This is a genomic window from uncultured Thiothrix sp. (assembly GCF_937873765.1).
Lineage (GTDB): Bacteria > Pseudomonadota > Gammaproteobacteria > Thiotrichales > Thiotrichaceae > Thiolinea.
In genome coordinates, this window is sequence record NZ_CALMZC010000038.1 from 79,594 (window position 1) to 104,758 (window position 25,165).

Sequence of the window (25,165 nt, forward strand, 5' to 3'; positions counted from 1 at the left end):
GAAAATGACCAAAGAATTGAACTTATGGAACTGCTGCTAGACATCAATGTATGGAGCGCCTTCTTAACATTAACCATATTGGAAATAGTGTTAGGTATCGACAATATAATTTTTTTAACCCTGATGGTGAATCGCTTGCCGCCAGAACAGCGTGCTTTAGCGCGTAAGCTAGGCTTGTTCGGGGCGATGTTCTCACGGATTTTGTTACTGCTCTCAATTGCTTGGGTTGCCAAGTTGGTTGAGCCTTTATTTGTGATTATGGGACATGCGGTTTCAGGTCGAGATTTAGTTTTATTATTTGGTGGTTTATTCCTGATTTATAAAGCAGTTACGGAGATTCATGGTAGCCTAGAAGGTGGGGTCGAAGAGGGCCAAGGGGCTATTAAAAAAGGTGCTTCAACCTTCATCGGTGTAATTGCGCAAATCGCGGTGATTGATATTGTGTTCTCACTTGATTCAGTGATTACTGCTATCGGTTTAGCTGATCAAGTAGTTGTGATGGTGGCAGCGATTGTTGTCGCGATTTTAGTCATGATGTTTGCAGCAGGCCCGATTGGGGATTTCGTTGAAGCTCATCCGACAGTCAAAATGTTGGCGCTTACTTTCCTTGTCTTAGTAGGGGTAGTACTCGTGGCTGAAGGTACTGGTCATGAAGTACCAAAAGGTTACCTCTACTTCGCGATGGCCTTCTCGTTTGGGGTGGAAATGTTGAACATGAAAATGCGCAAAAACTCTAAAAAAGTCGTGGATTTGCATGACACTATGCCGCAAAAAGAACAAGGCTTAGAAAAATAAGATGCAACTGCTTAGCCGTTACTGGAGTTTATGCATATGCTGCTTGATTTTGGTTGCCTGCAGCGCACCGCCTGTAACGGCTGCTCCTAAAAGGACTTATGCTGCAGTTAAACTCTTAAGCCAATTTACAATACCGCGTACTAACTTTAAGGATCTAACTATTAGCGAACTCTCTGGTCTTGCTTGGGATCAAGATGAGCAATTACTCTATGCTGTTTCTGATCAAGGTCGTATTTTTCATTTCAAACTGAAGCTTGATCATGAGCAAATCACGGCGGTCGAGCCAGTATTTGCCGCCACTTTAGTGGATAATAAAGGCAAACCTATCAAACTGCGTGATTCAGAAGGTTTGTTTGCGCTCAATGCCAATAATCGGAAGAAGGGCGATACTCAGTTAATTGTTTCTTTCGAGCATGGGCCGCGAATTTATCGAATGAGTCCGCAAGGCCGTCAAGTGGGTGTCGTGCCCCTACACCAAGATTTGCAAAATCCTAAAGCTTATCGCTCGCAAAACTCCATGTTGGAGTCAGTAGCTTATCATCCTAAATATGGGTTCCTGACTGCTCCCGAACGTAGCCTCAAGGGCGAACCGGATAATTTACAGACTATTTATTCGACTAAGCAAAAATGGTCATTTTTGGCGTATCCTGCTGAAAATAGCTCAGTGACAGGTTTGGAAATTTTGCCGGATAAAAGCCTATTGGTTTTAGAACGTGCTTGGGCAGGTATTTTACACCCTATGGTAATTAGTTTGCGGCGCGTCGATTTGGAGGCTTGTGGTAAAGCTAAAGTCTGTGAGGTGCAAGATTTAGGGGTGTATTCAAGCCTAATACAAGTAGACAATTTTGAAGGTCTGACCCAAATTCGCGATAATCTGTATTTAATGGTGAGCGATGATGGGGAACGTGAGTTATTGCGGACTCAGCTAAGCTTATTTAAGGTTGAATAACTTCAGGTTCAGGGTGTCGAACCATGCCAATTAAACAAACTTGGAAAAATATTTTTTGGTTATTGCTGGGTGTATTGCTAGCGTGGTTAATCTTACCATTTTTTCAACGCTTACCGGGCATTAATCCAGTGGCTGAGCCACTTAAAGTTACACCAGCGGCTGCCTTCACCAATCAAGAAGACCGTACCATTAGTGTATTTGAAACGACTAGTGCTTCGGTTGTTTATATTACTACCACTGATAAAGTGGTTGATTACTGGACACGCAATGTCAGTGAACGCCCGAGTGGCACTGGTACTGGGTTTATCTGGGATCAGCAAGGACATATTGTTACCAATTATCACGTTGTTGAAGGTTATAAAACTGCCAAAGTACGCTTATCCGACCAACGTAATTTTGAAGCAGATGTAGTTGGTGTGAGTCCGCGTCATGATTTAGCGGTTTTGAAATTGCGCAATACTAAAGATCTTCCACCTGCGGTAAAAATTGGTAGTAGCCATGATTTAAAAGTGGGTCAAACGGTTTTAGCAATTGGTAATCCGTTTGGCCTAGATCATACCCTAACTACGGGTGTAGTCTCTGCCTTAGGTCGCAGTATTGATGGAGAAGGCCAAGGCAATACTATGGAAGATTTAATTCAGACTGATGCAGCGATTAATCCCGGCAACTCTGGTGGCCCTTTGTTGGATTCATCCGGTCGCGTGATTGGGGTTAATGTAGCGATTTATAGTCCCTCAGGTGCTTCAGCAGGGATTGGCTTTGCGATTCCGGTAGACACAGTGAATCGTGTGGTGCCTCAACTGGTAAAGAATGGTCGCTATATTCGTCCCGTCTTAGGGATTACCATGAATGATCAAGTAAATGAGAGTGTGGGCGAGCGTTTAGGTGTCAAAGGGGTGTTGGTTTTAGAAGTGGCTCCGAATTCACCTGCAGCTAAAGCTGGCTTACGTGGTACGGTTGCACGGGCGAATGATGAGCTGGTGCTAGGTGATATTATTCAAGCCATCGATGGCAAACCAGTGACTGGTGCTAGCGAGCTTTCAGCAACTATGGATAAATACAATCTCAATGATGTTATTAAAGTGCAGATCTTGCGCGATGGTAGCTCTGAACAAGAGCTAGACATTCAGCTCACCCTACAACGTTAGTTTGTGCTGTGAATAAGTATCGGCCTAGAGTGCATGTTTAGGGATCTGGACTTTCAGGCCAGAGTCCAATATGTAAGATTCAACTAAATTAGATTTCTGGCCTTGCCATAGCGTAGAGCCGTAGCTACTGTAGATACTTGATGCATAGCCAAATAGTTTCAAGGTTGTTGGAAAAATTTCCTCTTGTGAATACATACGATTTTCTAATTGTGGGAAAATTTCTTTAGCATTTTTAGCAAAAACTATTAAAGGCACTTTAAACTCATCTAAAGGCAAAGCTGCTACATTGGAGTTAAAGTGGCAATGCGTGAGTGCAGTATCGCTATTTACAAATAAGCTCTGCCCATGATCGGAAGTATAAAAAATCACAGAGTTAGCTGGATGCAGTTGGGTAACTAGTTGTTTTAAAAAGGTATCAACACTGTATTCCACTGCATTCAGATAAGCATTGGTAATAATTTCTTTATTGTTCGCAGTCATTTCTGTAAGTGAATCAGTAGCTGCTGGTTGAAACTTTGCTTGCTCTTGAGGGTAGGCTAAAGGATAAGGCCAATGTGCCCCCCATTTAACTACCACAATAAAACGTTTTTGATTAGTTGCTTGCATTAAAGGCTCTAGGGTTTTTAAAATTTCATGATCTCGATTTTTTGGGTAGATACTGCGTGGATAACCGATATAGCGATCAATGGATTTTAAATCATAACCAGTTAAATGATTTTGCACTTCTCCCGGCGCCATCTGCCCATCCATTAAGTAAGTTTCAAAACCCGCACGTTTAGCATATTGAAAAATAGTGGGTAGATTATGTTGAGCAGTTTTAAAATCTTGTTTAAGAGTAGAGGTCAGACCAATGCGCAAAAATAGATTGGAGGTATTTGAACAATTTGAAATTGAGTTCACCACTCCGTAATTTTGCATATCATTACTCAGTTGAATTGAGCTTAAAAAAGGTGTCGTGTTTTTGGTATAACCATTGATCCCCAAATAATTCCCCGAGATTGATTCATCAATCACCCAGACAATGGTCTGATATTCAGCTGCTTTACTAGCTTGAATATCAGGTTTTAGGATGCGTTCTTCGTGCTTAGGCAGCTCTGAATAGTATTGCTTGAACACTAGGGCTAGTTTGATGGGTGCTGGATAAGACTGAGTAGTAATTGAAAAAATTTTGTAGCTGAGTGCACCAATACTAATAATTGATAGGCTTAGGGCTAGTACACTCCAACCAAACCAAATGCGCTTATTTTTTTCAATGAGCGCGCGCAAGAGTAAAGCAAAGATGAAAAAGCAGGCGCTGGCTGTTAGGGCATAAGTTAAGGGCTTTTTATAAACCAGCAAATCAGCAGCCCTGCCCGTTTCAGTCAAAGCTGTAGCTAAGATAGCAACAGTAATTCCAGTAGGGCTGCTACCTAAAAGCTGTGTATAAAGATCAATGCCCCAAATAATGGAGCAAAGTGCTGTTAGACCCACAGCAATCCAGTTATTTGCTATATATAAAATAGAGATCAAAGCGATCAAGCTAAATAAATAGCTAAATAAAAATAAACTACCCTTAATAAAGCCTTTTTGGTCATATGGTTGAGCCAAATAGTCAGTTTCAGTAATAAAACTAATAGGGTTAGCTATCGATTGTTCGAAGGCAATTAAACTAGCAAAGCATAGTAAGCCAAGCAGCAGCAAGAGCAACCTTAGGTTCATTACATAAATCTCTGGTATCAGAATTTATGACCTATATTAAATAAAGAGGGTTTTACTGGGACTCATATTAAGATTAGCTGGTAGGTTTAGTAGACAGAAGTAGCAGTAAGCTTAGGCGAACCAGTTAAATTCGGTTCGCCTAATGAGAACGATTAATTAAGACTTAAGCCTTGTTTACAGTTTGGATCAGTGGGCGATGGTGTAGCATCTGGATACAAGGTACGAATACCTGCACTGCGACGTGCAAAGACAGTAGTGAATTTTTGACCCTCATCTTGAACTGGCAATAAACAAGCTATGGTTTTGTCGCGGCTTTCAGTCGGATTGTCGGCAAAAGCAAGTGTGCCTAATTTCAATAAGTCTTCAGCACTGAGGGTTAAGCCATAGCCTTTGATAGATGAGCGCGCAGTATAATTGCCAAAGTGCATAATTACCCCCATGGAGTACAACACATTCGGGACGACTTCATTCTGGCGTAAGTTATCCATGCGGCAAGCCTCCCCCGTTTGCTGCAGTTGTAAATAACGCCCTACATAATGCATACCACCAATCGGGCCATTCGCCTCAGGCTCACCACAAAAAATATGCTCAAAAGCATGCACCGCAAACCACGCCTCAGTTAAATCGTTTAAATAATCTTCGGGGTTAGTTTTAGCGGGGCGATTCGCAAAGACCTTGTCTTGTGTAAAAGTTTTAATCTGTGCCAAGACCTCAGGATGATTACGTAGCATTTGCTTAAATGCTTCGGCACTGACTTTAGTGCCTACAGAGCCACAGACTGCATTCACCGCTTGACCAAAAGCATCAATGTTCGGTGCAGGCGGCGTGATATCTGCTAGGCCATTTTTGAGCCTGACGGGATTATGGCTATTATCAAAGAAAGGTAGGCAGTTAGTAGTGGCTGTGGTGGCAGGATGCCACTCAGTCGCCGTAGGCGCGAGTGCATTGCTGTAATGACCACAGCTTAATTCGACCCACTTCTTCTCCGCACCAATTTGTAGATAAACATGTGTGGGATTAGGTTCACGATTCGTGCCTAAAGCAGGAAAAGCTTGGCCTGCGGCTAACGGACTCACATTACTATGCTTTTTAATAGAGGTCACAGCATCGCAAGCGTGATCAAGCATAAATTCATTAGCTTGGGAAAAATAGACTTGAGCCATAGCGCTCGTGGCTAATAATAAAGCCCCTAGCCCTAAACTGATTTGAAGTAATTTCAAGATGCAAAGTCCTTATAAAAAGAGGCAGGCTAACACAGCCGATGAGCTGTGTTGAGCCGGAAGTTTGGACTCGCTATTGTGTTAAGTTCAGCCTAAGGCAGCTACTAAACATCCTTCATCAAGCGCAAAGCCTCATAAATGGCTGCATGTGTATTGCGGGCTGCGACTGCATCACCGATCCGATAAAGTAAGAATTGTCCTTCAGGATGCTTGAGCAAGGTTTGGGCTTGGCCTGCTATCAGTTGTTCATAATCCACTGCACCTAAATTTTTCGAGCGCGGTTTTAGCTCAAAGTAGAGTTCATCTAAGGGTTGCGTACCATGATTCACAATAATTTGGTCGTAATTTTTACGCTGTTGCCAATTTCCATAATCACTGCCTATAAGCGCAGTTAAACCATTTACCGTTTTCTCCACCGCTAATAAACGATAGGTAACCGTAAAAGTGACTTGGTGCTGCTGTAAATTACGCAAATAAGGCACTAAATTCATCCCCATCACTTCAGGTGCAAAGCTTCGGTCAGGTGTCATAATTTCAAGCTCTGCCCCCGTTGCAGCAATGAATTCCGCAGCTTGTAAAGCAGCATGATCGCCCGCATCATCGTAAAGTAGAACTTTTTTAGCAGGTTTGGTACTACCCGCTAAAATATCCCAAGTCGAGACTACGTACTCATTACCACTAGCTAAAATCTCGGCATTTGCTAAACCGCCAGTGGCAATCACCACCACATCTGGTTCAAGTGCAAGCACATCCTCTGCTTCTACCCAACAGTTAAAGCGAAATTGCACACCGTATTGCTCACATTGCGCTAAGCGCCACTCCACAATGCTGATCATTTCGCGGCGGTGTGGACTGCGGGCGGTTAAGCGGATTTGTCCGCCCGCTTCGCTATCGGCTTCTAACACAATCACTTCATGTCCGCGCTCACCCGCCACCCGCGCTGCCTCTAAGCCAGCAGGCCCAGCACCGACAATGACTACTCGTTTTTTAACAGAAGCAGCTTGAAGTTGATGTGGCATAGTCAACTCACGCCCCGAAGCGGCATTGTGAATGCAATAGGCTTCACCGCCTTGATAAATGCGATCTAAGCAATAAGTCGCACCAACACAAGGACGAATCGTCTGTTCTTGACCTGCTATTAGCCTGCGTACAATATGCGGATCAGCTAAATGCGCCCGTGTCATGCCGACCATGTCTAATTTGCCACTCGCAATCGCATGGCGGGCGGTGGCTAAATCTGGAATTTTCCCTGCATGGAAAATTGGGAAGCGGGTCAGTTCGCGTAACTCACCGGCAAAATCCAAATGTGGTGAATTGCGCATGCCTTGTACTGGAATCACGTCGGTCAAGGCAGCATCAGTATCAATATGCCCGCGAATAATATTCAGGAAGTCAATCAAACCGGAATCACGTAAACGGCAAGCGATTTCAATACCTTCGGCTTTGGTTAAGCCACCTTCTAGGACTTCATCCGCGACATTGCGTACGCCAATAATAAAATCTTTTCCCACCCGCTCACGCATTGCCTGTAGCACTTCCATGCTAAAACGCAGGCGGTTTTCTAAAGAGCCGCCATAAGCATTATCTAAAGTATTGGTATAAGGTGACCAGAATTGATCCAGCAAATGCCCATAAGCCTCCAATTCAATCCCATCCATGCCCGCAGCTTGCATGCGTTCGGCAGCGTCTGCATAGTTTTGGATAATCCGTTCAATGTCCCAATCTTCGATCACTTTTGGGAAGGCGCGATGTGCAGGCTCGCGCCGAGCGGATGAACTTACTACCGGTAGCCAATCGCCGCGTGACCAATGCGTGCGCCGCCCTAAATGTGTGAGTTGAATCATCACTGCTGCGCCCTGTTCATGGCAAGCATCAACTAAGTCGCGCAAGTGGCTAACCACTTCATCTTTGTAAGCCAAGATATTATTAAACGCAGGTGCGCTATCTTTCGAGACAATTGCCGAGCCTGCAGTCATAGTGAGGGCAATACCCGCTTTAGCGCGTTCCACATGATAGGCGCGATAGCGGGCGGTGGGCATGCCATTTTCTGGATAAGCTGGCTCATGCGCGGTAATCATAATCCGATTGCGCAAGGTTAAATGCTTGAGTTGAAAGGGTTGTAAGAGTGGATCATGAGTCATTACAGGCGTCTTCCTTGCTTAATACCACATATCAGGTTTGGCGGATTTTTTTTCGCGGATAAAAGCTTGTAGGGCTTCATCAATGCTGGGGTCTAGAGGTGGAGCCTCATACTCGGCTAATTGCTGCTTCCAAATGGCATTGGCGCGTTGCTCAGCCGTTTTGCGGCCATCAAGCTCCCATTGCTCAAACGAGCCACTATCCGCCGTAGTCGATTCATAAAATACATTGCTATAGTTCGCGAGCGTATGTGCGGTTCCTAAGAAATGTTCATTGTGGCTATGGCGTTGGCGATACGAGTCTAAGGCAAAGGCATTCTCATCTAAGGCCAAGCCCTCTAACATACGCGCCATCATGCCCAGTCGATTGGTGTCGAGAATAAATTTCTCATAACCCATCGTCAAACCACCTTCTAACCAACCGGCTGCATGCAAAATCCAATTCGCACCGGACATTAAAGCAGGTGTCAATGCATCGGCGCTTTCTTGACCTGCTTGGAAATCACTGACTTTGGAAGAAGTAAATGCGCCCCCACAGCGCAAAGGCACACCTGCGCGTCGTGCCAACTGGCCAATTGCAAAATAGGCCAACCTCGCTTCTGGTTGCCCAAAAGTGGGTGAGCCATTCCGCAAAGACATCGTGGTGAGGAAATTGCCATAAATCATCGGCGCACCAGGGCGTACTAATTGGGCTAAAGCAATCCCTACCAATGATTCAGCATGGGCTTGCGCAATCGCACCTGCTGGTGTAACCGGCCCCATCGCACCCCCTAACACAAAGGGACAAACAATAATACCTTGGCCTGCGGCAGCATAAGTGCGAATGACTCGTGTGACATCACCATCAAACAGTAGCGGTGAGGTCGCATTGATATTGCCCATTACCACACAGTGTTGATCGACAAAGTCTGTGCCAAACAAAATGCGTGATAATTCAATCGAATCTTCCGCACGTTCTGGGCTAGTAATCGAACCCAAATAAGCTTTATCCGAATAGCGTATATGCGCATAGACCATATCCAAATGCCGCTTATTCACTGGGATGTCTACCGGCTCGCAGATCGTACCGCCTGAATGATGGATATGTGGGCAGGTGTAAGCAAGCTTAATAAAATTCTGGAAGTCTTCTAAACTGCCATAGCGCCGCCCGCGCTCTAAATCAGAGACAAACGGTGAGCCATACGCCGGTACAAACACTACATTATCGCCACCTACAGCGATTGAGCGAGCGGGATTGCGGGCATGATGAATAAATTCGCGCGGTGTGGTTTTGATGAGTTGCTTAATTAATCCCGCTGGAAAACGCACAATCTCGCCTTGTGCTTCTGCACCCGCCTCCACAAACAGACGAATACTTTCCTCATCGCCACGAAACTGCATGCCGAATTCTTGCAAGATTAATTCAGCGTGATGCTCTATCGCCTCTACCCCATCTACGCTCAACAGTTCATAGAGCGGAATATTACGCTTTAAATAAGGTGGAAAAGCTGTAGTCTCAGTACGGTGTGTACTGCGAGCGCGGCGGCGTGAGGAACGATCCGTAGAGGCTTGAATTGTATTCATAAGGCCACCTGTGTTGAAGCTATTCCTGCTAAATGTAGCAGTGTTTTGCTTGACCCACGACTGGGCTTGTGTTCATGTAAGGCATGAAAAAAATTAATGTACACCTACTTTCGATGCGCTCTTTATTGGCTTTTCATATTGCCGCTCAAGAGCAAAGTTTCACGCGCGCTGCTGTGGTATTACGCTTAGGTCAATCCGCAGTGAGTCATAGCGTGCGCCAATTGGAAACAGTTTTAAGTGTGAAGCTCTTTGAGCGTGAGGTTCAAGGCGTGCGCTTAACAGCGATAGGACAAAGATTAGCAAAGCGAATGCAGCTTGGATTTGCGGAAATTCAAGCGGGTTTAGAGGACGCTATTAGTAGCCAACAAATCTCGGTTTTGACGTTATTGGTTTCAACTTCGTTGGCTAGCCATTGGCTGATGCCAAGGATTGCGCGTTTCAAGCAAGCTTATCCGGAGGTGCAATTGCGCGTTATTACTCAAGATGCTTATCAAGATATTGCCAAGCTGGAGTTTGATTTATGTATTCCCGTGGGTGGTGTGCCTGAAGGCGCTTATCAAAGCTGGAAGTTTGTGGATGAAGTCTTATTTCCTGTGTGTAGTCCTGCATGGTTAGCCGAGCAAGAGCCTTTAAATCAACCCAGTGATTTATTAACTCGCCCCTTAATTCATTTAGAAGAGCATTACCGCCACCGCTTTAATTGGCCACAATATTTCCAATATTATGGCTTGCAATTAAATGCCACCCGCAAAGATGTCAGTTTTAATGATTATTCAATAGTGGTGCAAGCAGCGATTGAAGGACAGGGGATCGTGCTAGGTTGGCATCATATTGTGCAGCCCTTAATTGAGCAGGGTAAATTAGTCGCTCCCTTGAAAGAGCGCATTCAAACCCCCGCACCGTTTTATGTGATTGCGCGTGAAGATAAACCGTTGAGTACCGAAGCTAAGGCTTTATTAGAGTGGTTATTATTGGAAATGCAGCAGACTATCAGTAATGTGAAAGCCTCGGATGCTCGTTAGCTTCATCGGTCATTAATAGCTGTTAGTCAGAACTGATTTCGATAACTGAGCAATAGATGGGGCAGCAGACTAGTATTTGGGATCTTACTCACAGCAAAGATATAAGCTATGGATGTTACTAATAAGTTAGGAGTTCGAGGGGGAGTTGAGCCTAAGGCATCAAATAGACCAACTGATTTTGATGCTAGCACTGACAAAAGCTCGAAGCAATTTGCCGCTATTATGACTATGCCAACAGGATTAAGCTCATTAGCGCAGAGCCAGATTCACCAAATGAATACAAATGATGAATTCCGACCTGCTGCTTATCGAGAGGAGGGTACAGCAGGGCATGGTAATTTAATCATTGAAGGTGATGCTAAAATTCAAGGATATGTCGCTGATATGCCAGAAAATTTTAATCCAAATAACGATTCCTCGCAGGAGCGACGTTGTAAAAAAATTAACGAGGGTCAGGCAAAAGAGGCTATTGTATGTGTGGGTTCAAATAATAATATTCCGCCAGAGGGCGATGTCGATTTTGTAGCGGTTAATGATAAATGGTACAAAATTCGCTCAGGCACAGCTATTGTTAGTAAAGATCCAGATACCAACGAAACCACTATTAATCCAAATGGAGTTGCCATAGGTGCTTTTGGTCTGGATCCGATACCAGGTGCAATACATGAGGTTAATAAAGCCCCTTGGCCTTGGTCTAACCCACCGAAATCGGTTGAGCCAGCACAATACCTAAATCGCCTTGATAATGAACAGGGTCTAGCTCCTTTACCGATCAAACCTCCTCCTGTGCTAGATTCGAGTATTTAAGAGATAACTAATGATTTATGTCCTTACACTATTCTTAGTTCTCAGTAGCTTGATTGCAGTTTTTCGCTTTATACCCATCAGTGAAAAACAACAGATGCAAATCAGTTATGTCTTGTTGATGAGTGAGATTTTTTTAGCGATTGCGTTTTATTTTAGCCCGCGTCAAGCTGGGGATTATTGTGCAGGTTTGGCGCATTATCATTGGCCTGTTGTAGGTTTACTGGCTTATTTGGGGTTGTTTTTGCTAGCTGTTCTATTGTTACAGCAGTATTCGCGTTGGTGGACTATTGGTTATTTAGGTTTGGTCGCTTTCCCCTTAAGTTTGGGAGGCTGGATGATTCAGGATTTGTGTGCTGGGAATACTCAAGAAATTATAGAAACTAGTATTTTAGCATTAATTGAGTTAATGTTTTTTTCCATCTATGGTGCAGCCTGTTTGCTCATCTTTTTGGGCTATTTTGCTTATATCAGTTGGCATAGGCTTCAGCTTTTATTACCTAGCATCGCTTTATTTGGTTTGTACTTATTGTTCTTGGAGCATGCCATGTTTGATTGGATTAGCTTTGTGGTTGATTTTTAAATCATCAAAACAGATTCACCTAACAGCTTGTGAGGTGATCCGTTTATTTTGATGGAAGAATGACTAAATTGAGCAGGGTAAATTAGTCGCTCCCTTGAAAGAGCGCATTCAAACCCTCACACCGTTTTATGTGATTGCCCGTGAAGATAAACTGTTGAGTACCTAAGCTAAGGCTTTATTAGAGTGGTTATTATTGGAAATGCAGCAGACAGTCAGTAACGTGAAAATCTCGGATACTCGTTAGCTTCATCGGTCATTAATAGCTGCTAGTCAGAGTTGATTTCGATAACTGAACAAATAGATGGGGTAGCAGACTAGTGTTTGGTCAGATTCGAGTATTTAAGAGATAACTAATGATTTATGTCCTTACACTATTCTTAGTTCTCAGTAGCTTGATTGCAGTTTTTCGCTTTATACCCATCAGTGAAAAACAACAGATGCAAATCAGTTATGTCTTGTTGATGAGTGAGATTTTTTTAGCGATTGCGTTTTATTTTAGCCCGCGTCAAGCTGGGGATTATTGTGCAGGTTTGGCGCATTATCATTGGCCTGTTGTAGGTTTACTGGCTTATTTGGGGTTGTTTTTGCTAGCTGTTCTATTGTTACAGCAGTATTCGCGTTGGTGGACTATTGGTTATTTAGGTTTGGTCGCTTTCCCCTTAAGTTTGGGAGGCTGGATGATTCAGGATTTGTGTGCTGGGAATACTCAAGAAATTATAGAAACTAGTATTTTAGCATTAATTGAGTTAATGTTTTTTTCCATCTATGGTGCAGCCTGTTTGCTCATCTTTTTGGGCTATTTTGCTTATATCAGTTGGCATAGGCTTCAGCTTTTATTACCTAGCATCGCTTTATTTGGTTTGTACTTATTGTTCTTGGAGCATGCCATGTTTGATTGGATTAGCTTTGTGGTTGATTTTTAAATCATCAAAATGGATTCACCTAACACTAAGTGAAGTGAATCCGTTTATTCTGGTGAGGTAATAGCTTGGTAAGCCTTACTCAAGCACCTTCGGTACTAAATACAGGCCATCTTCCACTTCGGGCGCGACTGCTTGATAAGCTTCCCGATGATTGGTTTCAGTCGCCACATCTTCACGTAAGCGCTGTACCGAGTCCAAAGGATGCGCCATAGGCTCAACACCTTCAGTGTTCACCGCGCTCATCTGTGCGACTAAATCAATAATGCTACTGATTTTGCTTACATAAGCGGTCGTTTGATCCTCTGGAATCGCTAAGCGCGCTAAGTGAGCGACTTTTTGCACTTCGGCTTCACTAATCGTTGACATATTTAGCCCTCCAGCTTCTGTTTCAGAATGTCATTCACGGTATTCGGATTGGCTTTGCCTTTAGAAGCACGCATCGCTTGCCCAACGAAGAAGGCAAATAACTTGTCTTTACCGCTACGATAATCTGCGACTTGCGACGGATTTTTAGCAATAATTTCATCAATCATCGCTTCAATCGCGCCGGTATCGCTGATTTGCTTTAAGCCTTTTTGGTCGATAATCGCATCAACTGTTCCTTCGCCATGCCACATCGCTTCCAGCACATCTTTGGCTGCAGTTGAGGAAATGGTGTTGTCCTTAATCCGGTTTAGAAGCTGAGTTAAGGCATCCGTACCCACAGGTGAGGCACTAATTTCCAATTCATGTTTATTCAGCAAGGCCGCTAAGCCACCCATGAGCCAGTTTGCAGCTAGCTTTGCATCCTGTGTGCCTTTAGCAACGGCCTCGAAATAATCACCTAATTCGCTGCTAGCTGTTAAAGCCTCCGCTTCATAGCTACCTAATTGATAGGTTTGAATAAAGCGCTGCTTTTTAGCATCCGGTAGTTCGGGCAAACTAGCGCGTACTGCTTCAATGTCTGCTGGGGTAATTTCCACAGGTAATAAATCAGGGTCAGGGAAATAACGGTAGTCGTTCGCATCTTCCTTGCCGCGCATCGAACGCGTTTCGCCTTTATCTGGATCATAGAGTCGGGTTTCCTGCACGACCTTTCCACCTGATTCGATCAGTTCAATTTGGCGTTCGACTTCATAATTAATCGCACGCTCAATAAAGCGGAAGGAGTTCAGGTTTTTGATTTCGGCACGTGTGCCAAACGGTTGACCGGGTTTTCTTACCGACACGTTCGCATCACAGCGGAAGGAGCCTTCTTGCATATTGCCATCACATACGCCTAAATAACGCACCAAGGCATGCAGCTTTTTCATATAAGCGACCGCCTCTTTCGCTGAGCGCATATCGGGTTCGGACACAATTTCTAACAATGGTGTACCCGCACGGTTTAGGTCGATACCCGTTTTGCCATGAAAATCTTCATGCAAGGATTTACCCGCATCCTCTTCTAAATGTGCACGGGTAATACCAATGCGCTTGCTGCTGCCATCGTCTAGCTCAATGTCTAAATGGCCTTTAGCGACCACTGGCAATTCAAACTGACTGATTTGATAGCCTTTCGGCAAGTCTGGATAGAAATAGTTTTTCCGTGCAAAAACGGAGCGCGGCGTAATGGTCGCATTAATCGCTAAGCCTAAGCGAATCGCCATTTCGACAGCTTTTTTGTTTAATACTGGCAGCACGCCCGGCATCCCTAAATCCACTAGACTCGCCTGTGTATTCGGTTCAGCGCCATACGCGGTAGAAGAGCCGGAGAAAATTTTACTATTGGTCGAAAGCTGAGCATGGATTTCCAGCCCAATAACGGTTTCCCATTCCATGACGGTCTCCTTATGCAAATTGGGCAGGTACTTGTTGGTGCCAATCACTATTTAATTGGTACTGATGTGCGATATTCAACATCCGAGCTTCTTGGAAGTAATTTCCAATTAACTGCATACCGACCGGCAAACCATCCGCCGCAAAACCAATTGGGAAAGTCATCCCCGGTAGTCCTGCTAAACTCGTAGGAATGGTGTAAATGTCTGCTAAATACATCGCTACTGGATCATCAGCCTTTTCACCGATTTTAAATGGTGTAGTCGGAGCAGACGGCCCCATAATCACATCAACTTCTTTAAAAGCATCCACAAAGTCTTGCTTAATCAAGCGCCGAACTTTTTGGGCTTTTAAGTAGTAAGCATCGTAATAGCCAGCAGACAACGCATAAGTACCCACCATAATCCGCCGTTTGACTTCCTCGCCAAAGCCTTCCCAACGGCTGCGCTTGTATAAATCCATCAAATCTTTCGGATTTTCACAGCGATGCCCAAAACGCACTCCATCGAAACGTGATAAGTTAGAAGAAGCTTCCGCTGGTGCTACCACATAATAAACAGGAACTGCTAAATGCGAATTCGGTAGGGAGACTTCTTTGACGCTAGCACCGAGCTTTTCAAACTCTTTTACTGCGCGTTCAATCACGGCTGCCACTTGTGAATCTAAGCCAGTCGCAAAGAATTCCTTCGGCAAGCCAATGCGTAAGCCTTGAACGGAATCATTTAAAGTAGCGGTATAATCAGGTACTGGCTCATTCGCACAGGTGGAGTCGCGTTCGTCGAAGCCTGCAATCACATTTAAAGTTAAAGCGCAGTCTTCCGCAGAGACGGCCATGGGGCCACATTGATCAAGGCTAGAGGCGAAGGCAATCATGCCATAGCGGGAAATACGTCCGTAGGTGGGTTTAATCCCCGTGATACCACAGAATGAACCGGGTTGGCGAATCGAGCCGCCGGTATCAGTACCTAAAACCATCGGTGCTAAGCGTGCAGCAATCGCCGCCGCACCACCACCTGAACTGCCACCTGGAACACAATTGGTATTCCAAGGATTCCGTACCACTCCATAGGCTGAGTTTTCATTGGATGAACCCATTGCGAATTCATCCATATTATTTTTGCCTAACAACACGCCACCGGCTTGCTTTAATTGAGTAGCGACATGTGCATCATAAGGCGAAATAAAATTAGACAGCATCTTGGAGCCGCAAGTGGTCAAGATACCTTCGGTACAGAATAAATCTTTCAGTGCATAAGGCACACCCGCCAAAGGGCCGGTCAATTCACCTTTACGAATTTGCTGATCAATGGCTTGGGCTTGTTGCTGAGCTTGTTCGCGTAGTACCGTAATATAGGTGTTCAATTTCCCATCTAAACGCTCAATACGATCTAGATAAGTGTCAGTGGCTTCCATCACTGAGAACTGACCGCTATGAATACCATCATGCAGTTCTTTGAGTGATAAAGCGCTAATAGCATCTTGGGACATGCTGTCTCCGAATTTTATAAGCGTGTGAGAGTGCTGGTAATAGAACTGCCCACTTGGTGAGTGGGCAGGTTTAGCCAGTGAATTAAGCAGGTAACTATAGTTCAAGCACTCAGTGAGCCGCAAGCAACCCTAAACTTATTTAAAGGCAGGAACTGCTCCGCTAATAATAAAGTTAGCGTTAAATGTGGTATTTTCAGGATGTAATAACACATTACCTAACATCAAATTAGAATCATTTTTAGGGCCTGCATATAAGGTCACACCATCAAGGTTGATGTCAGTGGCGAAATAGCCAGGCATTAAATAGGCAGTATTCACACCTGAGTTGCCGGGGGCAATTAATAAAGCGCCCAGCATTACGTTCAAATCACTACCCGGGCCATTAGTAATAATCGTATTACTGTTATTCACATCACCTGCCCACAACATAGCGAGAGTGCTACTGGTTAATTGTGCATTTTTGCCATAAGTGGCGGTTTTAGGTGTGGTGAAATCAACCAAGGTCGGCACAGCAGACAAGGCAATCGGTGCTGCTGTCATCACACCCATGTGGTTACGATGGTCAATAGCAACGTAATAATTACCCGGCTTCACATCATGAATCAAAATTTCTTTCGATCCAGTTTTACTGTTTACTAGGTTACCGTTGCGTTGCAACACGCTAGCATGTGTCATTATCCGCTTGGCTGGGTTTATAGGATCACGTAATTCAATTAAGATCCAATCCACGACTGCCTCATTGCCAGCTACTGTGTAGACAGCATCAGTCATGATCTCTTTCCCCATATGTCCAAAAGGCGAAACTGCATTCGGCGAGTTGGTATAACCGAATGAATCACTGAGCGAGCCGTAAGGTTGTTGTTTGGGCAAATAGCCGAGATCGCGTAAATCATCCACCATCAGGCCAGTATTTGAATTATAAGCGCCTTGTAATAGAGCACGGATACTCAAACGAATATAAGGGTTAATCACCGGATCAAGGTAATCCAGAATTTCATCTAAATCAGCATCCGCTGCATCTATCGGGTTGCCATCCTTATTTGGATCTGGCTGCTCATCACGCGTAAGTAGGCCATCATTATCATCATCAGCATCCAGATAGTTGTGCAACAGATCTTTATCCGAATCTAGCCCATCATCAGGATTACCATTACGGTTAGGGTCAGGCTGCTCGTACTGGGTCAAAATACTATCATTGTCGTCATCTTTATCGAGGTAGTCTGGAGCCCCATCTTTATCGGTATCATCATCAGTGGGTGTATTTCCATTGTAGTTTTCATACCAAGTGTTGATCAAATCGCCATCGTCGTCCTTATCAAGATAATCAGCTAAGCTATCCTTATCGGTATCATCATCTAAGGGTGTACCCCCGTTATAGTTTTCGAGCTTGGTAGGTACACCATCATTATCATCGTCGGTATCGAGATAATCAAAGCTCCCATCTTTGTCCGAATCAACTGTAGGGGTATTTTTACCGGCATTCTCCGTAAGTGTAGGAATACTATCATTGTCATCATCAGGATCAATCAGATTGGGTATTCCATCACCATCCTGATCTAAAGGTGTAGTTACAGAAGAACCCAGTTCCAATTTATCAGGCAAACCATCTTGATCACTATCAATACTATCTGGATTAGAGCCTAGGATAGCTTCTTGACCATTGGTTAAGCCATCCCCATCATCATCCTTGTCTGGGCTATGCTGGTCATACTTATCCAAATAATCAGGGACTTTATCCCCATCAGTGTCCTTAGCATCTTCAGGTTGATGGTTGCCATTGGGATCATTATTCTCCGTAGCAGAGGGTTTGCCGTCCCCATCATCATCGGCATCCAAATAATCCGCGATGCCATCTTTATCGGTGTCATCATCAATTGGCAGACCAGCATTATAGTTTTCGTATTTGGTGTAAAGACCATCATTATCATCATCAGCATCTAGATAGTTTGGATTCCCATCGGTGTCCGTATCTTTACTGCCTTCATCCTTGGTCAGGATATTGTCGCCATCATCATCCAGATCTAGGTAATTAGGAAGACCATCCGCATCGACATCTTTAGTACCTTCATCTTTGGTAGCGATACCATCATTATCATCATCAGTATCGCGATAGTCATACACTCCATCTTGATCGGTGTCTTTGATGCCTTCCGTTTGGGTCGGAATATTATCTCCATCATCATCCGGATCTAGATAATCGGCGATCCTATCTTTATCGCTATCATCATCTTTAGGTGTACCGCCATTATAGTTTTCAGAATCAGTATTGAGTCCGTCCCCATCATCATCTTTGTCTAGATAATCAGGAGTTCCATCATTATCGGTATCTGTGGTACCTTCTTCTTTGCTAGGAATTTCATCGCCATCATCATCTGTATCGAGAATATCGAGAATCCCATCATTGTCAGTATCGCGAGGCTTAAGAGGATCACTGCCTACTTCAGTTTTGTCATCAATGCCATCACCATCGCTATCAGCATTGTCTAGGTTACTACCCAAACTAGTTTCGACATTATCGTTTAAACCATCATTATCACGATCCTCCGCTACATCGGTCACTTTGATGGCTAAAGCTTGTTGGTCACAGGCTTGGTAACTATCACACAGTTTGATGATGACATTATAAATATTGTCCAAACCTTGATCTTGTGGCTTCTCGAAATCAGGTGAGAGTTTAAAACGTAACAGCCCTGCCTTATCGATGCTGAAGAGGGCGTCATCTACACCACCTCCTAAACTCCATACTAGGCCTTTGCCCTCTGTTTCGCCTTCGGCATCAGTAGCTGCATAATCGACAATTGCAGCACTATTATTTTCAACAATGGTGATCGAGGCCGTCGCTGTACTCTCCGCATTACTAATAGTAGGCGCGGTGTTACTGATCGTATTTAAAACTAAAGTTGCCGTATCATCTTCATTGGGCTTAGCCAATCGGTTATACGGAGTAGAGTCCGGATCTTCATTAAACGAGTAAGTAATTTCAGATGGAATCTGGTAGCTGATATCTGTACCTACTTGGACGCGAATCGTGAAGGTGCGTTTACTGTTAGCTAAGACTTTACCAACTGACCACTGACCGGTCTGAGCGTTAAACAAACCAGCGGAGGTATCACTTAGGTAACTCATTCCGCTGGGTAATTCGATATTCGCAGTGACTAAGCGTGAGGCTGTCGCAGATTTATTGCTTAGAGTGTAAGTGAGATCGACGACACCATTCCGGTCTGGTTTCAAGGGACTGGCCGTAGCGGTTAACTCTAGATCAACTTCAGTCGAAGAGGTACTAGTTAACCATTTAAAAAAAGCTGCCGAATCATAAGCCTGATCGCCCGTATCGGCTAAAGCTAACTTGATATGATAACGTTGCTTGGCTTGTAAGCCGCCTAAGGATGCAGTGATTGGAGTAGTAAAACCATCCAGTTGAGTGCCCGTTTTACCACTACCGTTGCCGTTATCGACGAAATAAGCTGAGTTGGTTAATTGGCAAGCAGTACCATCTTTAAAGCTACCGGCTACCCCAGCATTCACATTATTAACGGCAATCGCTTGTTTAGTCTGCGGTAAAAAAGCTGCATTTTGAGTACCGATTAAGCCAGGGCCAGAAACAAATAAGCCAAACACGTCATTAAACTTACTACAGACATATTCAGGATATTCATCGGAGCCAAACACCAAAAGGAAGTTAATCCGATCTCCTTCGGGAAGAATATCGAATTCAATAATGGCTGGATCATTAATGGCCGTAGCTGCAAGCTTAGTCAGGTCAGGGTCAGCATATTTGATCGTGGTGTTAAAAGTATATTTCTGATTGTTATTGGGACCAAGGATACTGCTTAGGTTGCCAGTACTCATAAACAAGCCTTCATTGATGCCTAAAACAGGGTCAGAGCCTGAAGGATCAATACCGCCTGTAAAAATACCATATTGGTTTTTAATACCTTTAGTAATTTGCAGATTCTCAATCGCCAAGCCGGGGCCATTAAGAATCAGACTCATATCACTCAAAGTCGGTGCTGCATTTAAGGTCAGTGCCGCCGAAACTGGTAAGCTACTAAGCAATAAACTGCTTAAAAGCAAAGGCCGTACACGCCCGAGAGTACGCTGAGACATAAGCAAGTCCTATTATTTTTATTATCAAGCCCAAATAGATAGATAAATAGCAGCTATACCCTGCGTATACCCGATGCTAAGAATCCTTTATGACAAGCTTAGACTATAAGATAAATTTATTCATGTCAAATGACCGATTTACGCCGCTAATCTGATTCAACCATTCATCTCTTCCAGTGCTAAGGCGTGCAAGAGATAATACCGTAAAACCCATATCTATAAAAAAACTTAGGGTGTCTAAGTGAAAACCAAACTAGTGATACCAGTAGCTACGGCTACGGCTATGCTTTGCTCGTGTTCGTGGTATAGCAGTGTGTTACAAGCCGGTGTTTTGCCTTGGCCTAATTATCATGCTCCTGCTTTACCCCAATATCCGCAGAATCTTGGCGTCAATGATTATAATGAAGAATTAGTTGCACCTATTCATCAGCTAAACCCGCCCTTGATGCGGCAAACCAGTTTTTCACACCTAGTCGAACCTAAGACATCTGTGTTCCCACCCCATCGCTCCTGTGACCCAACTAGATTTTCCTTGGATGCGTGCATTGTTAAAACGGCAGGTAGTCAAGAGGGCTTGCATCAACAAGTCACTTACCTACGTTCTAAAAATCCACAAATGCGTGAGGGTGCTGGTTGGGCGAATTTACCTAACAGTGCTTTGCTCCAAACGGCCTTAGAACTAACGCGTTGGCTACATGGACAGACCCCTTATAGGCTACAAGAGCGTTTTAACTTATTGGAAGTTCCATCGGCTAAACACTCAGGGCAAGCGCAATATACAGGTTATTTTACACCGGTAGTCGATGTACAAAATTGGCCAGATGAGCACTATCGTTATCCGATTTACTCCTTACCATCGGGTGAGGATTGTAATTTTACCCGTGCGGAGATTGATGCAGGTGCTTTACGGGGACGGGGGCTGGAGATCGGTTGGACGAATGATGTAGTGAATCTGTATTTCTCGCATATTCAAGGTTCTGCGATTGCACGTTTTCGTGATGGTCAAGAGATGTTTTTAGATTATGCGGGCACTAATCATAAACCACATGTCAGTATTGGTCAGTATTTACAGGATCAGGGGTATCAAGGTAGCTTAAGCAATGAAAGTATTCGCCAATGGTTACATCGACACCCGGAGCAGATTAACGAAGTTTTGCACCAGAATCCACGCTATGTTTTTTTTAAAACAACTGAAAGTCGACCAAAAACTTCGATTGGATCAGAAGTTATTCCTTGGCATACTGTAGCGGTAGACGACAATTTCATTCCGCTAGGCTCGATACTTTTGGCTGAGATTCCACGCGTCGATCAGAAAGGCGAAATTGTTGGAGTCGATTGGCGTTTATTATTTGCGCAAGATCGTGGTAAAGCCATTAAGGGTCTGGGGCGTTTAGATTTTTATACCGGTGTTGGTTCACAGGCAGAAAAAGCCACTTATCAAATGACAGGTTTCCGTAAGTCCTATTTAGTGGTACTAAAACCTGAGTTTTTTAAGAATAGCTTCGTGGGGCTTTGAACTAAGCGTCTATTCATCTAACTAAGCTTATGGTAATAGTGTGGGCGAGTTTTATTCTCGCTAGGCTTGGTTGGTTAATAGGATAAAAAATGCATGGTAAACCTGATTGATGTTGTCATTATCGCCATCTCATTGATGGCTTTGTTGGGCGCATTTATTTTATTGCGACCACAAGCACACCAACAGGACGCACAGGAAGTGCGCAAAATTCGCTTGGGCGCCGAATTAGATCAGCAACGTATTGCTGAAATTCTAGATACTATCCAGCATGGTGCACAGGATGCTGATTACCTGACTTCACAACTTAAAAGCCGGGTTGAGGAGGTTAATCGTGAAGGCCAAGCCAGCCGTACCTTAGCCGAGGAAGCCGAACGCACTATCAATCGCGTCAAAGAGGCGGAAGGTGAGTTGCGTAGTATTTCTACTCAGCTCGGTGAGCGCATCCAATATGTACAAACTTATTGGGATGGGCAATTGACCGATACCGTAGAGGCAGTGCGTAATGTGCATACCAAACTGACTCAAGGGCTCAATCAAGTTGATGAAGGCTTAGGGCGTTTGCGTGAACAAGAAAAAATGGCACAAGGTTTCACTCAAAAGCTGATTGAAAATCAGAAAATGCAGTTTGCGGCTCAGCAAGAAAATGCACGTTTAGCCACGGACATCAACGCACAGCTTGAATCCATGCTGCGTGAGTCTGGGAAAACTTTGCAAGGTATGCAAGAGCAGCAAAAACAAGCGCATAGTTCGTTTGCGCATTTTATAAATGAGCTTCAAGGTTTAGAGCATCAAGCGCAAGAGTACTTTACTAATACGTTCCAAACGACTGATGTAGCGCGTCAAGAGCTGCTACAAGGTTTGAATGAAACCCGCGAAAAAATAGCTAGACTACGTGAACAAGATGAGCAAGGCAGCTTAATGGGGCAGCGTATTCGCCAGCAATTTGATAAGGTTGATAAATTGCAAGTAGATCGCCTAGCAAAGGCTGTCGATTTGACGGACGAAATGTGTATCGATTTGCAAACAGGTCTAGAAAATGCACGTAATTTACTTAAACTGCTTGAGGAGAAAACTAAGCAAGTTTTGAATGAAGTTGATGGGGAGCCAGCAAAGCCGCAGGCGTCTGTTGACGCCACGAAGCGTAATGATAATTTGTTTTCTTTGAGTGCTTATCGGTAGGGAGAAAAGCCATCCGTGGCGTCCCGAAGGTAGCTATCCATGCATGTGACCTTGACCTTGTATTGTAGAGACTGCAGCTCAAATATGTTTTGAATGTTTGGGCTGCGATATTGAGTGTAGACGCTTTTTCTGATTCCGCTGATAAAAATGTATGAATTATTACCAAGTTTATTTATCAGCTCTACTCAGGCTAAAGTTTTCAGCTTGCTCATGCAGTTGTAAGTCCCACATTTGTTTATAAAGCCCTGCCTGATTCAGCAATTCCGTATGTGTTCCTTGTTCGACGATTTGGCCTTTTTCCATCACTAAAATTTGATCAGCATCCACGATCGTCGAAAGACGATGCGCAATCATTAGCGTTGTGTGATGGCCTGCGACTGCATTTAAGGTTTTCTGAATCGCTTGTTCGGTGGCGCTATCAAGGGAAGATGTGGCTTCATCAAAGATCAGAATCGGAGGGCGCTTTAAAATTGCCCGCGCGATGGCCACTCGTTGCTTTTCGCCCCCTGATAGTTTCAAACCACGTTCCCCTACTATGGTATTCCAGGCTTCAGGTAAACTTTCAATAAAGCTACGAATTTGAGCCATTTCTGCGGCTTGTTCTAAATCAGTTTGCGTAGCTTGAGGATTGCCATATTGCAGGTTATAGCGAATGCTATCGTTAAATAGCACGGTATCCTGCGGTACAATCCCAATAGCTTTGCGTAAGCTGTGTTGCGTCACTGTGCGAATATCTTGGCCATCAATCAAAATTTGCCCACTATTGACATCATAGAAACGATAGAGTAGCCGCGATAAAGTCGATTTACCCGCTCCGCTATGACCTACCACAGCTACCTTTTTGCCAGCAGGCACTGTAAACGAAACTTTATTTAAAATTTGTCGCTCAGGGGTATAGCCAAAATCAACTTGCTCAAAGCGAATTTCACCCCATTGAACTTTTAGTTCAGGCGCATTCGTTTGATCAGTAATTTCAGGTGGCATTTCTAATAATTGGAAGAGCATGTCCATATCGGCCAAAGTATATTTTAGTTGGCGATACATCACCCCAAGTGCACCCAATGGGATGAATAACTGCAACATAAAAGCATTCACCATCACCAAATCGCCTAAAGACATAGTGCCTCTTACCACACCATGGGTCGCCAAAAACATAATGAGAGTGACACCCACCGCAATAATTGTGCCTTGTCCAAAATTGAGAATAGACATGGAAGTTTGGCTTTTGACGGCTACATCTTCCCATTCCGCTAAGGTTCGGTTATAGCGTTCTAGTTCGAGTTGCTCATTATTGAAGTACTTGACCGTTTCATAATTGATTAGACTATCAATTGATTGGTTACTACCTTGGGAGTCTAGGCGATTCATCGCATGCCGATGATCCATGCGCCACTCAGTGATTTTCACTGTGAAAATCACATAGACTAAAACTGTAGAGAAGGTGACGACAGCAAAGATAGGTGCATAGTTATGCAGCAGAATCACTGCGACTAAGGTAAATTCAATCGCAATTGGCACAATGCTAAATACTAGATAATTCAGCAAAGTACTAATCGAACTAGTGCCTCGCTCAATATCCCGTGCAATCCCACCCGTTTTACGTTCTAAATGATAACGTAGTGATAATTTATGTAGATGTTCGAGGACACGCACCGATACTTGTCGAATGGCATGATACCGTACCCGTGCAAACACCGTATCGCGTAACTCATTGAATAAAGCGCTTGCTAAGCGTAAAGCACCATAAGCAAACAGCAAGCTGAGGGGTAGAATTAAAATCTGTTGTGATTTATTTTCGAGACTATCCACAATCAGTTTTAATACAACGGGAATCCCGACATTCGCTAGTTTAGCGGCTACTAAGCAAGCTAAAGCAAAGAAAACTCGACCGCGAAAATCAATTAAAAATGGCAACATTGATTTTAAATTATGCCAATCGCGGCGATCAGTGTGGGCACGTTCGGTGCGTGCAGCCGGCATCATCATGGAGTGCATATCGAACTCTGTATTACAAGGTTGCTAATGGTACGCCGCTTCGTTAGGGCTGTCACAAACGATAAAGTTTTGCAGGGTATTTAATTGATAGTTAAAAACAGCCCCGTTCTAAGTAAGAGCAGGGCTGTACCTCTAGCGGTTTATCTATTGAGTTAATTAGATTTATTAATTTGCGCGAAATTTACACAAGACAAAGTGAATATACTCTGAATATTGTTTAATCTTTAAGCAGATGTTTAA

18 protein-coding genes are annotated in these 25,165 nt (G+C 43.9%); 9 read left to right on the top strand and 9 right to left on the bottom strand.

Features of this window, described 5'->3' with window-relative positions; all coding sequences use genetic code 11:
• Positions 1-24 precede the first annotated feature (24 nt).
• The 3 genes from Q0307_RS10660 to Q0307_RS10670 are packed head-to-tail and all read left to right on the top strand — an operon-like array spanning position 25 to position 2,892.
• Positions 25-795 (top strand): TerC family protein, encoded by a 771-nt coding sequence (locus Q0307_RS10660; protein ID WP_298660355.1) that lies wholly within the window; start codon positions 25-27, stop codon positions 793-795.
• A gap of 43 nt (positions 796-838) precedes the next feature.
• Entirely contained in the window at positions 839-1,744 is a 906-nt protein-coding gene (locus Q0307_RS10665; protein ID WP_298660358.1) for an esterase-like activity of phytase family protein, read from the top strand.
• Between the two features lie 23 nt (positions 1,745-1,767).
• Positions 1,768-2,892: a trypsin-like peptidase domain-containing protein gene (locus Q0307_RS10670; protein ID WP_298660360.1), complete on the top strand. Its 1,125-nt coding sequence runs from the start codon at positions 1,768-1,770 to the stop codon at positions 2,890-2,892.
• A 24-nt stretch (positions 2,893-2,916) separates the two neighbouring features.
• Here the strand turns inward: Q0307_RS10670 and Q0307_RS10675 are convergent, their stop codons facing one another.
• From Q0307_RS10675 to Q0307_RS10690, 4 genes are all read right to left on the bottom strand, one after another.
• Complete coding sequence (locus Q0307_RS10675) at positions 2,917-4,590, bottom strand: sulfatase-like hydrolase/transferase (protein ID WP_298660362.1); 1,674 nt, start codon at positions 4,588-4,590, stop codon at positions 2,917-2,919.
• 152 nt (positions 4,591-4,742) lie between these two features.
• Entirely contained in the window at positions 4,743-5,810 is a 1,068-nt protein-coding gene (locus tag Q0307_RS10680; RefSeq protein ID WP_298660364.1) for an EndoU domain-containing protein, read from the bottom strand.
• Between the two features lie 104 nt (positions 5,811-5,914).
• The gene (locus Q0307_RS10685; RefSeq protein WP_298660365.1) at positions 5,915-7,951 is read right to left on the bottom strand and encodes an NADH:flavin oxidoreductase; all 2,037 of its coding nucleotides are present in this window, start codon (positions 7,949-7,951) and stop codon (positions 5,915-5,917) included.
• 18 nt (positions 7,952-7,969) lie between these two features.
• Complete coding sequence (locus tag Q0307_RS10690; RefSeq protein WP_298660366.1) at positions 7,970-9,511, bottom strand: trimethylamine methyltransferase family protein; 1,542 nt, start codon at positions 9,509-9,511, stop codon at positions 7,970-7,972.
• Between the two features lie 83 nt (positions 9,512-9,594).
• On the opposite strand from Q0307_RS10690, the gene Q0307_RS10695 reads away from it, so the two are divergent.
• From Q0307_RS10695 to Q0307_RS10710, 4 genes are all read left to right on the top strand, one after another.
• Positions 9,595-10,533, top strand: a complete 939-nt coding sequence (locus Q0307_RS10695) for a LysR substrate-binding domain-containing protein (RefSeq protein WP_298660367.1) — start codon at positions 9,595-9,597, stop codon at positions 10,531-10,533.
• Positions 10,534-10,641: 108 nt separating this feature from the next.
• A complete protein-coding gene (locus Q0307_RS10700) occupies positions 10,642-11,340 on the top strand; it encodes a hypothetical protein (protein WP_298660368.1) in 699 nt (232 codons plus the stop codon).
• A 10-nt stretch (positions 11,341-11,350) separates the two neighbouring features.
• Complete coding sequence (locus tag Q0307_RS10705; protein WP_298660369.1) at positions 11,351-11,920, top strand: hypothetical protein; 570 nt, start codon at positions 11,351-11,353, stop codon at positions 11,918-11,920.
• A gap of 353 nt (positions 11,921-12,273) precedes the next feature.
• Positions 12,274-12,843 (top strand): hypothetical protein, encoded by a 570-nt coding sequence (locus tag Q0307_RS10710; protein ID WP_298660369.1) that lies wholly within the window; start codon positions 12,274-12,276, stop codon positions 12,841-12,843.
• 75 nt (positions 12,844-12,918) lie between these two features.
• On the opposite strand, the gene gatC is transcribed toward Q0307_RS10710, so the two are convergent.
• The 4 genes from gatC to Q0307_RS10730 all read right to left on the bottom strand — a co-directional run bounded on the left by gatC (position 12,919) and on the right by Q0307_RS10730 (position 20,235).
• Entirely contained in the window at positions 12,919-13,209 is a 291-nt protein-coding gene (gene gatC / locus Q0307_RS10715) for an Asp-tRNA(Asn)/Glu-tRNA(Gln) amidotransferase subunit GatC (RefSeq protein WP_298660371.1), read from the bottom strand.
• A 2-nt stretch (positions 13,210-13,211) separates the two neighbouring features.
• Positions 13,212-14,642: an Asp-tRNA(Asn)/Glu-tRNA(Gln) amidotransferase subunit GatB gene (gatB, locus tag Q0307_RS10720; protein ID WP_298660372.1), complete on the bottom strand. Its 1,431-nt coding sequence runs from the start codon at positions 14,640-14,642 to the stop codon at positions 13,212-13,214.
• A 10-nt stretch (positions 14,643-14,652) separates the two neighbouring features.
• Positions 14,653-16,113 carry an Asp-tRNA(Asn)/Glu-tRNA(Gln) amidotransferase subunit GatA gene (gene gatA / locus Q0307_RS10725; RefSeq protein ID WP_298660522.1) on the bottom strand — a complete coding sequence of 487 codons (1,461 nt, stop codon included), beginning with the start codon at positions 16,111-16,113 and terminating at the stop codon, positions 14,653-14,655.
• Positions 16,114-16,263: 150 nt separating this feature from the next.
• Positions 16,264-20,235: a choice-of-anchor L domain-containing protein gene (locus Q0307_RS10730; RefSeq protein ID WP_298660373.1), complete on the bottom strand. Its 3,972-nt coding sequence runs from the start codon at positions 20,233-20,235 to the stop codon at positions 16,264-16,266.
• A gap of 241 nt (positions 20,236-20,476) precedes the next feature.
• Here Q0307_RS10730 and Q0307_RS10735 point away from each other — a divergent pair, with 241 nt between their 5' ends.
• Both Q0307_RS10735 and Q0307_RS10740 read left to right on the top strand, forming a co-directional pair.
• A complete protein-coding gene (locus tag Q0307_RS10735; protein ID WP_298660375.1) occupies positions 20,477-21,751 on the top strand; it encodes an MltA domain-containing protein in 1,275 nt (424 codons plus the stop codon).
• Positions 21,752-21,844: 93 nt separating this feature from the next.
• The gene (locus Q0307_RS10740) at positions 21,845-22,930 is read left to right on the top strand and encodes a hypothetical protein (RefSeq protein ID WP_298660377.1); all 1,086 of its coding nucleotides are present in this window, start codon (positions 21,845-21,847) and stop codon (positions 22,928-22,930) included.
• Positions 22,931-23,098: 168 nt separating this feature from the next.
• Here the strand turns inward: Q0307_RS10740 and Q0307_RS10745 are convergent, their stop codons facing one another.
• Positions 23,099-24,925 carry an ABC transporter ATP-binding protein/permease gene (locus tag Q0307_RS10745; protein ID WP_298660379.1) on the bottom strand — a complete coding sequence of 609 codons (1,827 nt, stop codon included), beginning with the start codon at positions 24,923-24,925 and terminating at the stop codon, positions 23,099-23,101.
• Between the last annotated feature and the right edge of the window lie 240 nt (positions 24,926-25,165).

Coding starts and splice junctions, on each gene's coding strand:
- Q0307_RS10660 (WP_298660355.1), top strand. CDS start 25: ATGGAACTGCTGCTAGACATCAATGTATGGAGCGCCTTCTTAACATTA.
- Q0307_RS10670 (WP_298660360.1), top strand. CDS start 1,768: ATGCCAATTAAACAAACTTGGAAAAATATTTTTTGGTTATTGCTGGGT.
- Q0307_RS10675 (WP_298660362.1), bottom strand. CDS start 4,590: ATGAACCTAAGGTTGCTCTTGCTGCTGCTTGGCTTACTATGCTTTGCT.
- Q0307_RS10685 (WP_298660365.1), bottom strand. CDS start 7,951: ATGACTCATGATCCACTCTTACAACCCTTTCAACTCAAGCATTTAACC.
- Q0307_RS10690 (WP_298660366.1), bottom strand. CDS start 9,511: ATGAATACAATTCAAGCCTCTACGGATCGTTCCTCACGCCGCCGCGCT.
- Q0307_RS10695 (WP_298660367.1), top strand. CDS start 9,595: ATGAAAAAAATTAATGTACACCTACTTTCGATGCGCTCTTTATTGGCT.
- Q0307_RS10700 (WP_298660368.1), top strand. CDS start 10,642: ATGGATGTTACTAATAAGTTAGGAGTTCGAGGGGGAGTTGAGCCTAAG.
- Q0307_RS10705 (WP_298660369.1), top strand. CDS start 11,351: ATGATTTATGTCCTTACACTATTCTTAGTTCTCAGTAGCTTGATTGCA.
- Q0307_RS10710 (WP_298660369.1), top strand. CDS start 12,274: ATGATTTATGTCCTTACACTATTCTTAGTTCTCAGTAGCTTGATTGCA.
- gatC (WP_298660371.1), bottom strand. CDS start 13,209: ATGTCAACGATTAGTGAAGCCGAAGTGCAAAAAGTCGCTCACTTAGCG.
- gatB (WP_298660372.1), bottom strand. CDS start 14,642: ATGGAATGGGAAACCGTTATTGGGCTGGAAATCCATGCTCAGCTTTCG.
- Q0307_RS10730 (WP_298660373.1), bottom strand. CDS start 20,235: ATGTCTCAGCGTACTCTCGGGCGTGTACGGCCTTTGCTTTTAAGCAGT.
- Q0307_RS10740 (WP_298660377.1), top strand. CDS start 21,845: ATGGTAAACCTGATTGATGTTGTCATTATCGCCATCTCATTGATGGCT.
- Q0307_RS10745 (WP_298660379.1), bottom strand. CDS start 24,925: ATGCACTCCATGATGATGCCGGCTGCACGCACCGAACGTGCCCACACT.